Annotated in this window: 12 protein-coding genes and 1 pseudogene; 3 read left to right on the top strand and 10 right to left on the bottom strand. The window is 72.0% G+C overall.

What is annotated here, in order from left to right:
• Positions 1–4 precede the first annotated feature (4 nt).
• Positions 5–2,131, top strand: a complete 2,127-nt coding sequence (locus QMQ26_RS31705) for a DEAD/DEAH box helicase (RefSeq protein ID WP_282203628.1) — start codon at positions 5–7, stop codon at positions 2,129–2,131.
• Positions 2,132–2,644: 513 nt separating this feature from the next.
• On the opposite strand, the gene QMQ26_RS31700 is transcribed toward QMQ26_RS31705, so the two are convergent.
• From QMQ26_RS31700 to QMQ26_RS31675, 6 genes are all read right to left on the bottom strand, one after another.
• The gene (locus tag QMQ26_RS31700) at positions 2,645–2,932 is read right to left on the bottom strand and encodes a hypothetical protein (protein ID WP_282203627.1); all 288 of its coding nucleotides are present in this window, start codon (positions 2,930–2,932) and stop codon (positions 2,645–2,647) included.
• A 249-nt stretch (positions 2,933–3,181) separates the two neighbouring features.
• Positions 3,182–3,394 carry a hypothetical protein gene (locus tag QMQ26_RS31695; protein ID WP_282203626.1) on the bottom strand — a complete coding sequence of 71 codons (213 nt, stop codon included), beginning with the start codon at positions 3,392–3,394 and terminating at the stop codon, positions 3,182–3,184.
• Between the two features lie 144 nt (positions 3,395–3,538).
• The gene (locus tag QMQ26_RS31690; RefSeq protein WP_282203625.1) at positions 3,539–3,667 is read right to left on the bottom strand and encodes a hypothetical protein; all 129 of its coding nucleotides are present in this window, start codon (positions 3,665–3,667) and stop codon (positions 3,539–3,541) included.
• Positions 3,668–3,925: 258 nt separating this feature from the next.
• Entirely contained in the window at positions 3,926–4,201 is a 276-nt protein-coding gene (locus QMQ26_RS31685; RefSeq protein ID WP_282203624.1) for a hypothetical protein, read from the bottom strand.
• 384 nt (positions 4,202–4,585) lie between these two features.
• Positions 4,586–6,379 (bottom strand): ATP-dependent DNA helicase, encoded by a 1,794-nt coding sequence (locus QMQ26_RS31680; RefSeq protein ID WP_282203623.1) that lies wholly within the window; start codon positions 6,377–6,379, stop codon positions 4,586–4,588.
• Positions 6,376–7,187, bottom strand: a protein-coding gene (locus QMQ26_RS31675) for an IS5 family transposase (protein WP_282203622.1) whose coding sequence is annotated in 2 segments (ribosomal slippage) — positions 6,376–6,845 and positions 6,845–7,187 — 813 coding nt in all. Because the reading frame shifts where the segments join, the coding sequence is not laid out codon by codon here. Before QMQ26_RS31675 ends, QMQ26_RS31680 begins: the two co-directional genes overlap by 4 nt.
• A 109-nt stretch (positions 7,188–7,296) precedes the next feature.
• On the opposite strand from QMQ26_RS31675, the gene QMQ26_RS31670 reads away from it, so the two are divergent.
• On the top strand, positions 7,297–7,887 hold the full coding sequence (locus QMQ26_RS31670) for an ATP-binding protein (protein ID WP_282203621.1): 591 nt from the start codon (positions 7,297–7,299) through the stop codon (positions 7,885–7,887).
• 221 nt (positions 7,888–8,108) lie between these two features.
• On the opposite strand, the gene QMQ26_RS31665 is transcribed toward QMQ26_RS31670, so the two are convergent.
• Positions 8,109–9,707, bottom strand: a complete 1,599-nt coding sequence (locus QMQ26_RS31665) for a recombinase family protein (protein ID WP_282203620.1) — start codon at positions 9,705–9,707, stop codon at positions 8,109–8,111.
• A 58-nt stretch (positions 9,708–9,765) separates the two neighbouring features.
• On the opposite strand from QMQ26_RS31665, the pseudogene QMQ26_RS31660 reads away from it, so the two are divergent.
• Positions 9,766–10,260, top strand: a pseudogene (locus QMQ26_RS31660) (5'-3' exonuclease); the annotation flags it as partial.
• A gap of 16 nt (positions 10,261–10,276) precedes the next feature.
• On the opposite strand, the gene QMQ26_RS31655 reads toward QMQ26_RS31660, so the two are convergent.
• The 3 genes from QMQ26_RS31655 to QMQ26_RS31645 are packed head-to-tail and all read right to left on the bottom strand — an operon-like array spanning position 10,277 to position 13,457.
• Complete coding sequence (locus tag QMQ26_RS31655; RefSeq protein ID WP_100839255.1) at positions 10,277–11,041, bottom strand: class I SAM-dependent methyltransferase; 765 nt, start codon at positions 11,039–11,041, stop codon at positions 10,277–10,279.
• Positions 11,038–12,096: an aminotransferase class I/II-fold pyridoxal phosphate-dependent enzyme gene (locus QMQ26_RS31650; protein ID WP_100839256.1), complete on the bottom strand. Its 1,059-nt coding sequence runs from the start codon at positions 12,094–12,096 to the stop codon at positions 11,038–11,040. The genes QMQ26_RS31655 and QMQ26_RS31650 overlap by 4 nt, the downstream gene beginning before the upstream one ends.
• Positions 12,093–13,457 carry a radical SAM protein gene (locus QMQ26_RS31645; protein WP_282203619.1) on the bottom strand — a complete coding sequence of 455 codons (1,365 nt, stop codon included), beginning with the start codon at positions 13,455–13,457 and terminating at the stop codon, positions 12,093–12,095. Before QMQ26_RS31645 ends, QMQ26_RS31650 begins: the two co-directional genes overlap by 4 nt.
• Positions 13,458–13,630: the final 173 nt, after the last annotated feature.

Raw genomic sequence — 13,630 nt, 5'->3', positions numbered from 1 at the left:
CCCGGTGGAGCGGCTCGATCCGGTGATCGTGCACCACATCGTCAACACCTTGGGCTGGCCCGACCTGCGCCCGCTTCAGAAGGCGGCCGTCGGGCCGCTTCTCGACGGCGAGGATGCGGTGCTGCTCGCCCCGACGGCGGGCGGCAAGACGGAAGCGGCCGTCTTCCCCATGCTCTCGGCCATGGCCCAGCACGGCTGGACGGGAACGTCAGTGCTGTATCTGGCCCCGCTGAAGGCCCTGTTGAACAACCTCGTCCACCGCGTCGACGGCTACGCGCAGTGGCTCGGGCGGCGCGCCGCGCTCTGGCACGGCGACACCTCGGAGGCCGTGCGGCGCCGGATCCGGGTCGATGCCCCTGACGTGCTGCTGACCACGCCCGAGTCGCTCGAGGCCATGCTGATCAGCGTCAAGACGGACCATGCGCTGATGCTCGGTCAGGTGCGGGCCGTCGTCATCGACGAGGTGCACGCCTTTGCCGCCGACGACCGAGGCTGGCATCTGCTCGCCGTACTGGAACGCCTGGAGCGCCTGACCGGCAGGCCGATCCAGCGGATCGGCCTGTCCGCGACGGTCGGCAACCCCGACACACTGCTCACCTGGCTGCAGGGGGCCCGGCCGAAGGAGCGGGCGGGGCGGGTCGTCGCACCGGACCTACCCCCCGCATCCGACGTATCCGACGTGCCCGACAAGGCAGTTGCGCGCCCGTCAGGAGACGTGGAACTGGACTACGTCGGCTCGCTCGCCAATGCCGCCAAGGTGATCGAGGCGCTGCACCGGGGTGAGAAACGGCTCGTGTTCTGCGACTCGCGCAAGCAGGTCGAGGAGTTGGGTGCCGCGCTGCGGGAGCGCGAGGTCACGGTCTTCCTCTCGCACGCGTCCTTGTCGGTCCAGGAGCGTGCCCGGTCCGAGGCTGCCTTCGCCGAGGCCCGCGACTGCGTGATCGTATCCACGTCCACGCTGGAACTCGGCATCGACGTCGGCGACCTGGACCGCGTCATCCAGATCGACTCACCGTCCACCGTCGCCTCGTTCCTCCAGCGCATCGGCCGTACCGGGCGGCGGGCCGGCTCGTCGCGCAACTGCCTGTTCCTGGCGACCCGCGAGGACACCCTGCTCCAGGCCGCCGGCCTACTCACGCTGTGGTCGCGCGGCTGGGTCGAGCCCATCACCCCGCCGCCCTCGCCCCGCCACCTGGTCGCCCAGCAGCTCCTCGCGGTGATCCTGCAGCAGCATCAGCTCGGCGACCAGGTGTGGGCCGAGCAGTGGAACGGCCTCGCACCATTCGACGCCTCCGCACAACCCCTCGTCGACCATCTCGCCGCACAGGGCTTCCTGGACCGGGACGGCGGGATGCTGTTCATCGGGCCCGAGGCCGAGAAGGCCTTCGGGCGACGGCACTTCATGGAGCTCACCGCTTCCTTCACGGCCCCTCCCGAGTTCACCGTGCTCGCCGGACGCGCGGAGATCGGCACCACCGACCCCGCCGTACTCACCGAGGAACGGCCAGGGCCACGGCGCCTGTTGCTCGCCGGACGCAGCTGGCAAGTCACCTTCACCGACTGGGCGCGGCGGCGAGTTTTCGTCGAACCGGTCCAGGACGGCGGCGTGGCCAAGTGGCAGGGCAGCGAGTTCCGCGGCCTGTCCTTCGCCCTCACGCGTGCGATGCGCAACGTGCTCCTCGGCGAAGACCCCGGCGTCCGCCTCACACGTCGTGCGGAGACCGCCCTCGCGGTGCTGCGTACCGATCGTGCGCCGCGCGAAGTCCATCCTGCCGGAACTCTCCTGGCGCGCGACGCCGACGCGGCCCGCTGGTGGACCTGGGCCGGCTACCGGGCCAACGCGACCCTCACCGCTTCCCTCGGCAACCTGGCCGACCCCGTCCAACGCCCCACCGACACCCACGTACGTCTCCGCCAGGACCTCTCGCCCAGCGACTGGAAGGCGGCCCGCGCGGAACTGCCCGACTCCCTCACCCTGCCCTCGGTCGACCCGCGCGCGGTCCGCGGCCTGAAGTTCTCCACCGCGCTCCCCGAACGCCTTGCCACAGCGACGCTCGCGGAGCGCCTGGCCGACCTTGATGGCGCCCTGGCCGCAGCCCGGGAACCGGTGCGCATCGAGTGGGGTGGCTGAAAGCCGCCAGCGTTCGTGCTGCGCCGCACCCGGTTCCCGAGGGGAGCACGAAGTCCACGGCCTACGCCAAACCGGGCAGGCCGTTGCCCTGCAGGGCAAGTCCCATCTGTGGCCTCACTTCCAGGCCAACAACGCCTGGCTGACCCTGTGGGCGATCGCGTTCAACCTGCGCCGTAGTCCCACTTCCAGGCCGTGGTCATCGGCTCGATCAACGCCCAGAGCGCGGCCGACCGTGACAGGCAGCATGCTCTTGAGAAGGCCAGGTTCGCGGCCCACCTGCTCGGACAGCTCGGAGTCGGCGAGCTAATGCCGCACCGCACGAAGGGCTGGACTCTCCTCAGGTCTGGAGAACACGTCTGGAGTCAGCAGACCGGGCCCGTACGGTGCCGGGGCACCCTGCGGCCCAAGGTCGGCAGCCGGTAGTCGACGGTTTCTCCGGGGCGGGCGCCTTGGCGGATCTCAGCGTGCGCCCACCTGCTCCGGCCACCGACATCCGGGAACGGCGGCTGCCGTTCAACGCAGGCGTGGGCCCTGCTGTTCCTGCCGGGCCTGCTGCGGGCGCGGCTGGACTGGCTGTGACTGACCAGCCCGGCGCTGGGCCGGGGCCTGGCGCTGATCGGCGGGCTCGACTCGGTGGTTCGGCCTGGGCCGGGTGGCGCGGACGGGCTGTCCGCCGCGCTGCTGGAGTTGGTCGCGGTGGGCTTGGCGGCGTTCGGCGAGGGTCGGCTGGCGGCGCTCCTCCGCCTGCGGCCGCTCGGTCTGGGTGGCCTCGGTGGTGAGCTGGCGGCGTTCGGCAAGCACGGTGCTGACGTGTTCGGCGATGTGCTGCTGGGCCAGTGCGACGTCGTCCAGGCGCGGCCGGCTGGCGAGCCAGGTGGCGCCGGTCCGAGCCGCGACGGTGCGCAGGATCTCGGTCTGGTCGGCGTCGGGCAGGGTGCGGTAGACGTCGGCGGCGAGTCGGCGCAGTGCCTGCTGGTCGCTGCCCGCGGGGGCCGCCGCCGGGGCGTTCGAGGTGGCGATGCGGCGGGCGGCGATCGCGGCTTCGGATGCCTACCAGTAGGCGTGGTGGCCGGTTCGACCTTCCTCGATGTAGGGGCCAGCGGGCTGGGCGGCGTTGTCGTCGGTGACCCGGTACTGGTCGCGGTAGGCGGCGACGACGGCGAGCTGCTGCTGCCACTGGGTGCGCAGGGCGGGTTCGGTCGGGGCTTCGCCGAGGGTGCGGCTCCACTCCGGCCGGTTCTCCACGGTGCGGTCGCCGAGCACCGAGAGGCGGCTGGCGATCAGCGCGGTGCTCTCGGTCAGGTAGTCGTGGTGGCGCTCGTTGGCCGCAGCGGAGGCAGGGACGGGGCTGATCCAGGCCGGGAGGTCGGCGCGGCCGGAGGCGGCGCGGGTGCGGGCGAGGGCCTGCTACTGGGCGTGCTGGAGGAGTTCGGGCAGGGCGGTGCGGCCGGTCGCCTCGGAGAGGATGGTCTCCGCGGTGGTGCCGGTGTTCTCGATGGTCTTGAGGGTCCAGGCGAGGGTGCGCCACAGCTCCACTTCGGCGCGGTCGTCCTGCTGGGCGGCGGTGGCCGGGGCGTCGGCGGCGAGCTGGCGGCCGACGCGCCAAGCCAGGACCTGGCTGAGGCTGTCGGCGCCCGTGAGCGAGCGCTGTTCGGCGACCCGGCGCAGCAGCGGGGCGGATTCGTGGCCGGCGGTCTCGGCGCGGCGCAGGGCGGCGGTGAGAGCGGGCCAGGTGCTCTCGTTGTGTGCGCAGGTGGCCTGCTGGGCACCGAGGACGTCGGCGGTGAGGGTCTGCTAGCGGAGGGCTTCGGGGGCCTGCTGGTGGTGTTTGGGGATGCCGTCGGCGGCCAGGGCGGCGCGGGTCAGGGCAGTGACCGGGTCGCTGGCGCCGATGGTCCGGGTGGCGGCGGTGGTGAGCAGGGTGGTGGTGTCCCGGCCGGTGCGCTCGGCGGCGGCCAGGGCACCGGCGAGGTGGGGCCCACTGCGGGTGGGCGGTGACGCGGTCGGTGGTGGTGCTGAGCGCGCGGGCAGCGTCGGTGGCGTAGCGGTTGAGGGTGTCGGCGGAGACATGCGGGTGCGCGTCGGCCGGCTGAGCGGCGGCGGGCGCGATGCGCAGGGCGGCCGGTTCGGCGGTCGCGGTCTCTGGGTCGAAGCGGTGGGCGGGCAGGCCGGTGCGCGCCGCGATGAGCGCGGCATAGCGGGTGGTGTCGGCGGTGGTGGGGGTGTTGAGGTGGGCGGGTGCGGGGCGGTCGTCGGTGATGGTGTTCAGGCGCCAGGCGAGGGCCTGGGCCGGGGAGTCCGCGGTGTTGAGGTCGCCGCGCCAGGTGGCGGCGGCGAGCAGGCGCTCGGGCTGCCAGCCGGCCGTTTCGGCGTTGCGGAGCGCGCGGGTGACGGCGGTCATCGCGTCGTCGGTCGTGATCTGCTTGGCGAGGGCGGGGCCGAACAAGCGGTGGATCAGCTGGTGGTAGTAGGGGCAGTAAGCGTCTCGACGGCGTGCTGGTGCCGGGGTACCAAGGTGGCCAGGGAGACGGCGTCCTCCTGGGCACTGCGGATGGTCTCGGTGGCGGAGAGCTGTGCGCCTTCGCGGCCCAGGACGCGCTCCAGCACCTCGCGGGCGGCGAAGGAGTCGGGGTCGTTCTTGGGCTTGTCGAGCTGCTCGTCGGTGTCGAACGGCAGCAGCTCGTGGGTGGCGGTGTAGAGGGTGGTGGTGTGGCGGGCGCGGCTGAGCTGGACGTACAGCTCCTCGCGGGTTGTGTCGTCGGTGACCAGGGGGTGGGCGGTGTCGACGGTGCCGCCCTGGGAGCGGGTGATGGTGGAGGCGTAGAGCAGCTGGACGTCGGCGGCGACGTACTCGGCGGGCAGGGTGAGGCGTCCGCGGTGCTCCAGGTGGCAGACCTTGAGCGAGCCGTCCTCATAGCGCTTGAGGACCTGCCAGGCGTCGCCGTTCTTGACGAAGTCCGCGCCCCGGTTGGTGGTGATCTTGCGGTTGTTCTCGCGGGTGACGATCCAGTCGCCGCGGCCCGCGCGGTTACCGTCGCGCAGCAGGACGCCGTCGGTCTCCACCTGGCCCGCGGCCACGCGGTCCTCGCGTGCGCGGGCGGACAGCGCGGTGACGTCGGTGCCGGTGCGGGCGCTGATCAGGGTGGTGCGGCCGTCGAGCATGTCGGTCTTCCAGCCCTCGTAGGCGGCTTCGACCATGGCGGTGCGCGAGCCGCTGACCACCCGCTGGTGGGCGAGGTAGAAGTCCAGCCCGGTGCTGTCGCCGACGCGGATCTTGAGGGTGGCGGCGGCCTCGGCCTTGTTGCTGAAGCGGTGGAGGGTGGTGAGTTCGACAGCGCCGGCTTCGGCGGCGATCAGCCGCAGCGCGCCGCCCGCTTCGACGCTGCCGAGCTGGCGGTAGTCGCCGAGCAGGCGCACGCTCGCGCCGCGATCGGCGGCGATGCGGACGAGGTTGTGGAGGTTGAGGGTGCCCGCCATTCCGGCCTCGTCCACCAAGACGACGTCACCCGGGTTCAGCACGAAGCCGGCCCGGCTCTCGGGCACCTGCTGGCCGGTCTGGAGGCGCCCGGCGTAGACGCCGCCGGTGTACTCCCAGAGGAACTTGTGCAGGTTCTCGGCGGGCTGGCCCAGGTCGCGGGCGAGGACGGCGGCGGCCGCGGCGGAGGTGGCGAGCGGGACGACGCGTTGACCGGCCTGGTTGGCGACGTGGACGTACGCCTGCATCGCGGTGGTCTTGCCGGAGCCGGCCGGGCCGAGGCCGAGGGAGACCAGCCGGGTGTCGGTGGCGAACGCGGTGACGAGGGCGCGCTGGCCCTCGTCCAGGGCGCGGTTTCGGGCCTCGAAGCCGTCGATCGCGGCGCCGACGAAGGCCGGGTTCAGGCCCTCGTCGACGGGGGTGAGGGCGGCGTCGACCAGGCGGCGCTCGGCGTCCAGGACGGTGGTGCTGGTGTAGCGGGTGGAGGCGTGCCGGACGAACACGGAGTCGCCGTTGGCGCGGCGCAGTTCCTCGAGCTCGTCCAGCAGCGCGGGGGCGTCGACGCGGATGCTGTGGGCCGGGGAGACGGCCTCGGTGACGATCGCTTCGACCAGCTGTTGGTGCTCGGCGGCGTCGGTGGTGGGGTGCTCGGCGCGGGCCAGGCGCTCGGCGTGGGCGCGCAGGTTCCACACCGTCCACACCGCGCGCTCCTCGCCGACGGCGGTGATCACGGCGGCGGCCAGGGTAGGGATCTCGACCGGCTTAGAAGTCATCTCATTTGGGTGAGAAGCCTGCGGTGGCAGATGAGGGTGGCGGCGATGGTGGCGAAGGCGGCGAAGTGGGTGCTCTTGCGTTCGTAGCGGCGGTGGAGTCGTCGATATCCGCCGAGCCGGGCGACGGTGCGCTCGATCACCCAGCGGTGTCGGCCGAGACGGGTCGAGGATTCGATGCCGCGGCGGGCGATGCGGTGGGTGATCTGCCGTCGTCGCAGGTAGGAGCGGATGAAGCGGTGGTCGTAGGCTTTGTCGCCGTGGAGCTTGCCGGGTCGGCGGCGACGCGGTCCGCGGCGTGAGCGGATCGGCGGGATCGCCTCGACGAGCGGGATCAGTGCCTGGCTGTCGTGCAGGTTGGCGCCGGAGATCGCGAGCGAGAGGGGCAGGCCGGTGCGTTCGGTGAGCAGGTGGATCTTCGACCCGAACTTGCCCCGATCGACAGGATTCGGACCCATCAGATCCCCTTTTTCAGGGCCCGCATGTTCACCGAGTCCACCGCGCACCGCGACCAGTCCAGCTCGCCGCGGGCGCCGAGTTCGTCCAGGACCAGGCGGTAGAGCTTGGCCCACACCCGGGCCGCGGTCCACTCCGTGAACCGGCGGTGCGCGGTCGGCCCGGACGGCCCGAAACAAGGCGGAAGCTGGGCCCACGTGCAGCCCGAGGACGCCACGAACACGATCGCGGCCAGCACCTCCCGGTCCCCGTGGCGACGTCGGCCACCGCCCTGCGGGCGCGTCGGCGCCGGCGGCACCACCCGCTGGAACAACTCCCACAACTCATCCGGCACCAGGCGCTCCACGATCGTCATGTGAACAGCCTACAAGCCCAAATGAGATGTCTTCCAAGTAGGAGTTCGGCCCAACCAGAGCGGTGACCCAGCTCCAACCGGGTCACCGCCTCGCCGGGAGGCGTCCGCAATGTCGCAAGTCCCCACCTCGCACAACCACCTGCTGCTGGCCGACACTCCCAATGCGGCCGGCTGGGCAAGGCGTCACACCCGTGACGTGCTGGGCCGCTGGCAGGCGCCTCCCGACCTGATCGACACCGCGCTGCTGATCGTCTCGGAGCTGGTCGGCAACGCGGTCCAGCACCCGGGCGACACCAAGCAGCCCGAACGGCTGACCTCCGCCGAGCTGGCCAAGGTGCAGCTGATCGGCCTCGACCTCCAGCTGCGCGGCCAGGCCGTGCTGGTGCAGGTCGCCGACCACGACAAGCGACCGCCCGTGCCGCAGAACGTCGACACCGACGCCGAGGGCGGACGCGGCCTGTTCCTGGTCGAGCACATGAGCAGCCAGTGGGGCTACTACCACCCGTCGACCGGTAGCAAGATCGTCTGGGCTGAAGTGCGCCCGAGCAGCCCGCCGAAGCCGCAGCCGGCGACCGCAGAGCCTCCGCCATCCAACCGCGCAGCCCGTTCCCGGCCGTTCAAGCCCATGGCCAACGAACAACTCCCCGTTGGCGACCCGAACTTGATGGGTCGAGTGTTGGTGGGGCTCCGCAGGATCTGATGGGCAGTCGGCGTCGGCCCTGTTCGATTCCTGGGTCTACGAAGCCATCCACAGTCAGCAACCTTCACTCGACTCACCCCGGCTCACTGCCATGATCCGCCCATTCGCCCGCCCGACCCTGATGAGGACTACCCGAAACTCTGCGCTCCGCGGTCCTGGAGGGACCGGAACCGCTCCGGTCCCTCCAACGGCAAGAGCGCAGAGGCACGAGCTCAGCGCTCTCAGCCGGACGTGTCGGCCCTCTCAGCTCGGGAGGAAGGCAGTCCGCCGTCCTCATACGGAATCAATCCACTCCGAGTGACCGCATCCCTGAGGCGTGCTGCCAGATCCTCCGGCACCTCGACCCGGGCTTGGAGAGCAGGTCCGGGCTTGACTATCAGCCTGATCCCGCTGTCCAGGAGAAGCTGCCGACGCCCGGCGGTGTCCCGGCCTTGCCAAGCCGTCGCGTACGTTTCGTCGGAGTCCTCCAGAATCCACTGCGCCGGCCGCTGCGGCAGAGCTTCGAGCTCCTCTCGCCGGTGGAGCAGCGCCCGCATGCGTTCCTTCCACTCGTCCTCGTCCTCGCGACCGACGATCAGGCCTTCGTCCTTCTCCTCCCGCAGGCCCTTGATCGCCCGCTTGACCACGGCCAGATCCTCCGAGTGGTCCTCCCCCGGGATGTACCGGCGCACTGGAACGTGCTTGTCACCGGCCTTCGCAATGAAGGTCTCCTCAATCAGGTCCTCCAGTTGCTGGGAGGGCTGCGACGTTCCGCAGTTCGCCCTCCCCTTCGCGCTCCCGCTCGGGCAGTGGTAGTAGCTGTAGACCTTGCCGCTCGACTTCTTCGGAGCGTTCTTCTGGTAGAGCGGCCCGTTGCACGCGTCGCAGAAGGCGACGCCGAGCAGCGCTGACGTGGAAAAGGTCCGAGTCTTCTTCGTGGATCTGGCCGCGAGCGCGGGCTCCAGCCTGGCCCACAGCTCTCGGTCGAAGACCGGGTCGGCGATCCTGATCGGCAGCCCGTCGGCACCGCGGGTCTCCTTGCCACGGTGGAGTTTGTACCCACGCAGCGACGGAGTCCTGAGCAGGTCGGCGACGACGCTGGTTGCCCACTCGATCCCGTCGACGCTCTTCCCCTTCGAGGTCTCGGTCTTTCCCTGTGCCCTCAGATGGCGGACCAGGTTGGTCGGCTCGTTGCGGCGATTCAGCTCCCCCGCGATTTCGCGGAACGACCAGCCGGCGATGTACCACTCGGCCATCTCGCGCGCCACCCCGGCCGTGTGCGGCTCCAGACTCAGGGTCTTTCCGCCTTCCGGGTGATCCACCACCTCGTACCCGTAGGGCGCATATCCGCCCGGCCAGCGCACCGTCTTCCGCAGGAACCGGTGGGCGCCGAGGACCCGGTCCCTCGTCCGCTTGAGCTCCATCTCCGCGAAGAGCGAGGCGAGCATCAGGAAGACTTTGCTCATCATCGCTGACATCGAGTCCTTGCCCTCGTCCCGGAAGTTCAGGACGATGCCGTCGTCCGAGAAGACGAGGATCTTGCGGTTGGCCTCCGCCCAGTGCGCCACGTCCGCGCAGTCCTTCGCCGACCGGAAGACGCGGTCCACCTTCGAGAAGATCATCGCGTCCCACAGGCCTGCCTTCTCCCCCAGCCATGGACCGAGGTCGGGACGGTCGAAAGGCCGGACCTCGGCCGATACGTCCAGGTCCTGGAAGTAGCCGACGACCTCCCAGCCCGACCGGTCGGCGTAGCGTTGGCCAGCCTCCTTCTGCACCAGGTGCGAGACCTTCTCGGCCCCCTTGACCACGCTGACGCGTACACCGACAACGGCTCTGAGCATGTCCGAATCCTCGCAGGTCAGACCCGGTTTCGCGTGTTGGGAAACTTCTGCCTCCCGCGACCGGGACCTGTTCCAACTGGTCGACGACGCCCGCGCGGTGACGGTGCTCTACCCGGCGAAGGGCATCGGCTCGGCGCTGACGATGGACGACGCGGCGCTGCGCGAGAAGTACGGCGTCCCGGGCTCCTCGTACGCCGATCTCGCCGCCCTGCGCGGCGACGCCAGCGACGGGCTGCCGGGCGTGAAGGGCATCGGCGAGAAGACCGCGACGCAGCTGGTCCAGGAGTACGGCGACCTGGCGGGCGTCCGCGCGGCCGCCGCCGACCCGACCTCCGGGCTCACCCCGGCCCGCCGCCGGAACATCCTCGAAGCGGCCCCGTACCTGGACGTGGCGCCGACGGTGGTGCGGGTGGCCAGGGACGTGCCGCTGCCCGCGTTCGAGCCGGAGTTGCCGCGGGTGCCGCGCGATCCGGAGGCGTTGGAGTGGCTGGCCGGGCGCTGGGGGTTGGGGACGTCGTTGACCAGGCTGCTGGAGGTGCTGGCCGGGCGGTGAGGTGCCGGGCTGCGGTTCAGCGGCGGGGGGCCGGGCGGCAGAGCAGGATCTGCTTGGGCGAGGTGCTGGTGAACGGGGACGCGTCGTAGTCGCCGTGGCGGTCGGTGACGTCGAGGCCGGCCAGGCGGCAGAGGGCGAGCAGTTCCTCGGGGAAGAAGCAGCGCATGCTGACCTTCTTGGTGCGGACGCGCTCGCCCTCGCGCAGGTAGTCGAGGGTGAAGTGCAGGACCTGGGTGGCGGCGTCGTAGCCGGTGGCGGCGCGGACGTCGAGTGCGGTGCCGTCCAGGTCCGTGACGGACTTGTGGTGGTAGGGGGCGTCGGGGAGCCGGGAGAGCTTGGCTGGGGCCGGGTTGAAGACGTCCAGGAGCAGGGTGCCGTCCGGGCGCAGGACGTCGCGGGCCGAGGTGAGGAAGGCGAGGACGGAGTCCAGGTCGTGCAGGTGCTGCATCGCGTTGGTGGCCGAGAAGACCAGGGCGAAGCGGCGGTCGGTGCGGATGTCGCGGCAGTCCTGTTCGAGCCAGGTGACGGGCAGGTGCTCGGCGGCGGAGCGGCGGCGGGCCCGGGCGAGCATCGAGGGCATGACGTCGAGGCCGGTGATGTCGACGCCCGCGCGGGCGATCGGGAGGGTGAGGCGGCCGGTGCCGCAGGCCACTTCGAGGACCGGGCCGCCGGCCCGGACGGCCCGGTCGAGGAAGAACGGGACGTCGTGGGTGCGGGTGGCGAACTCCCGGTCGTAGAAGTCGGCGTCGTCGTAGACGGCCAGGTCCTGCAGCGGTTTCATCGGGTGGCCTCCGGGGTGGGGCCGAACGCGTCGGCCAGGCTGGTCAGGACGGAGCCGGGCCAGCGGGTCTCGCCGAAGGCGGTGGCCGGGAGGGCGAGCAGGCCGTGGTCGCGGCGGAGGGTCTCGGCCGGGGTGTCGACGGGGAAGAAGTAGTTGCCCGGGCTGGTGCGGCTGGCGGTGGGGACCGCGGCGCGGACCGCGTCCGGGAGCCGGGCGAAGAGCCGTTCGGCGCGGGCGTCCAGGGCGGCGGCGACCTGCCGGGGGGTGTCGGCGTGGTCGGTCAACAGGCTTTCGGCGAGCGCCAGTTGGGCGGGGCTGGGCGGGTCGGCCCGGAAGGCGTCGGCGAGTTCGGGCTCGTCGGGGCCGAGCAGGACGATGCCGAAGGTGCGGGGCCGGAGCCAGCCCTTGGTGACGGAGTGCAGCAGGATCGCCCGGCCGGTCTCCAGCAGGCGCCGGGTGCCGGGGGCGAACGGGGTGCCCAGGTCGTAGACGGCGTCGATCAGCAGGCGGCGGTGCGGCGACCGCTCCAGCCAGGCGGTCAGTTCGGCGCACTCGGGGTCGGTGAGGTGGCGGCCGAGCGGCTTGCTGGGGTTGGCGAGCAGCAGGTACTCGGGGCGGTCGCCCTCCGGTGCGGACCGCGGCAGGACGGGGGCGGGCAGGGTCGGGTAGGGGTCGGGGGCGAGGCCGGCGGCGCGGGCCAGGTCGAAGTAGACCGGGTAGACGTCGGCGGGCAGCCAGAGCCGGGCCCGCCGGGCGCGCAGCCGGGGGAAGAGCAGGTCGAGCCCGTGCCGGACGCCGCGGCCGACCATGGCGCGGCGGGACCACTCCTGCGGCAGGTCGTACCGGCGCAGCCAGGTGCGGGCGAGGTCGCAGCGGTACACCGTCCGGGTGTCGGCGTCCTCGGGCGGCGCGGGGCGCAGCGGGGCGAGCGCCCGGTAGACGTTGGTCTCGGCGGCGTCCAGCAGGGACGGGTCGGCGGCGAGCCGCTCCTGCCGGAACTGCTGGAACTCCTGGAACCCCTGGAAGGCGTCGGACCTCGTGCCGTCGGACCTCATGCCGCCGCCCCCTCGGGTGCCGGGTGGATCTCGCTGGCCCGGTCCTCCAGGGAGGCGTAGCAGCGCCCGTCGGCCAGGACGTTCCAGCTGCGGACGGTGGCGTGGGTGCGTTCCCAGAGCAGGCTGGGCTCGGTGTAGGCGGCGATCCGCATCGGGCGGCCGTCCCAGCGGCCGTCGAGGACCGGCGCGCCCCAGGGCAGTCGGCCGGTCTCGGTGAAGCCGTGCTGCTCGGCGAACCGGGTGACGACGGACAGCGACACCTGGTGGTCGCGGCTCCAGCGGTTGGCGGCGTGGTCGTGGTAGAGCGACTCGGTGCTGGTGGAGACGTAGAGCTCCTTGAAGCAGACCTCCTCTACGCCGTGGGCGGCGGCCCAGGAGAGGTAGGCGGCGACGCCCGCCGGGTCGGCGACACCGCCGTGCTGGAGCACGCAGATCAGCCGCATCCGCAGCCCGGGCCAGCGGTCCCGTCCGGCGCGCCAGGTGTCGGCCACCTCGCCCACCGGCGTGCGCAGCGCCATCAGGCGTTCGCTGGTGGCGTCGTCCTGGTGGTGCCGGGAGACGGCCAGCACGCTCAGGCCCGCGGCGGCCAGGGCGGCCAGCCGGTCGGCCCGGGTGGCGGGGTCGAGCCCGGCCAGGGTGTGCGCGTTGGTGATCAGGACGGTCTTGGGGAAGGCGGCGGCGCAGGCGGACACCAGCCGCAGCTGCTGGTCGAACGGCAGCAGCGTGGGCTCCCCGCCGCCGGTGATCACCGCCCGTTCGGCGCCCGCCGCGCGGCCGCGCGCCAGCCAGGAGGCGACCGTGTCCCACGGGACGCGGGCCGGTGGCTGGTCGCTGGAGATCGAGGCGGCGGAGAAGCAGAACGCGCACTTGGCCTGGCAGGCGGCGGCGACCGGCAGGACCGAGACCGAGCGCGGCCGCAGGTCGGCGTAGTCGGCCAGGTCCGGGTTGAGGCGCAGCGAGGCGGCCATCGCGTCCTCGACGGTGGTCGGGCGCAGGACGAACGGCTCGCCGGACGGCGGGTTCCCGCCCGGGGCCGGGTCGAGTTCGTGGACGGCCGACAGCCGGATGCGGTCCCGGTGCAGCTCCGCGCCGAGGCCGGTGACCTGGTTGGGGCGCAGTTCGTCGGGGTCGACCGCGGTCTCCAGCACCAGCAGCCGGTCGCCGGGGACGGCCAGCCGCGCCAGCAGGCGGCCCGCCTTGGCGGTGCCGATGCCCAGCTCCGCGCGGGTCAGCAGGTGGAACCGGTCCGGGTAGGTGCTCTCCGGGATTCCCGCCTTGCCGTAGGCGAGCGCGTACTTGTCGAAGCCCCGGGCGAAGTTCGACAGCACGATGACGTGGAAGCGCTGGTCGGTGCCGTTCATCCGGTCATCATGCATCCGATCGCGGCTCCCGGGAACGGGATTTCCGCCACAACCGCCACAACCGTCACGGTCGCTCTGGTCGCCCCGGACGCCCCGGACGCCCCGGACGCCCCGACTGTCACAGCCGTCACCGCCGTCGCGGGCACCGTACGGCAGTGCCCGCGACGGCGGTC

The organism is Kitasatospora fiedleri (assembly GCF_948472415.1).
GTDB lineage: Bacteria > Actinomycetota > Actinomycetes > Streptomycetales > Streptomycetaceae > Kitasatospora > Kitasatospora fiedleri.
The sequence above is the reverse complement of the archived record's forward strand: the minus strand, read 5'-3'. Positions and strand labels throughout refer to the sequence as shown.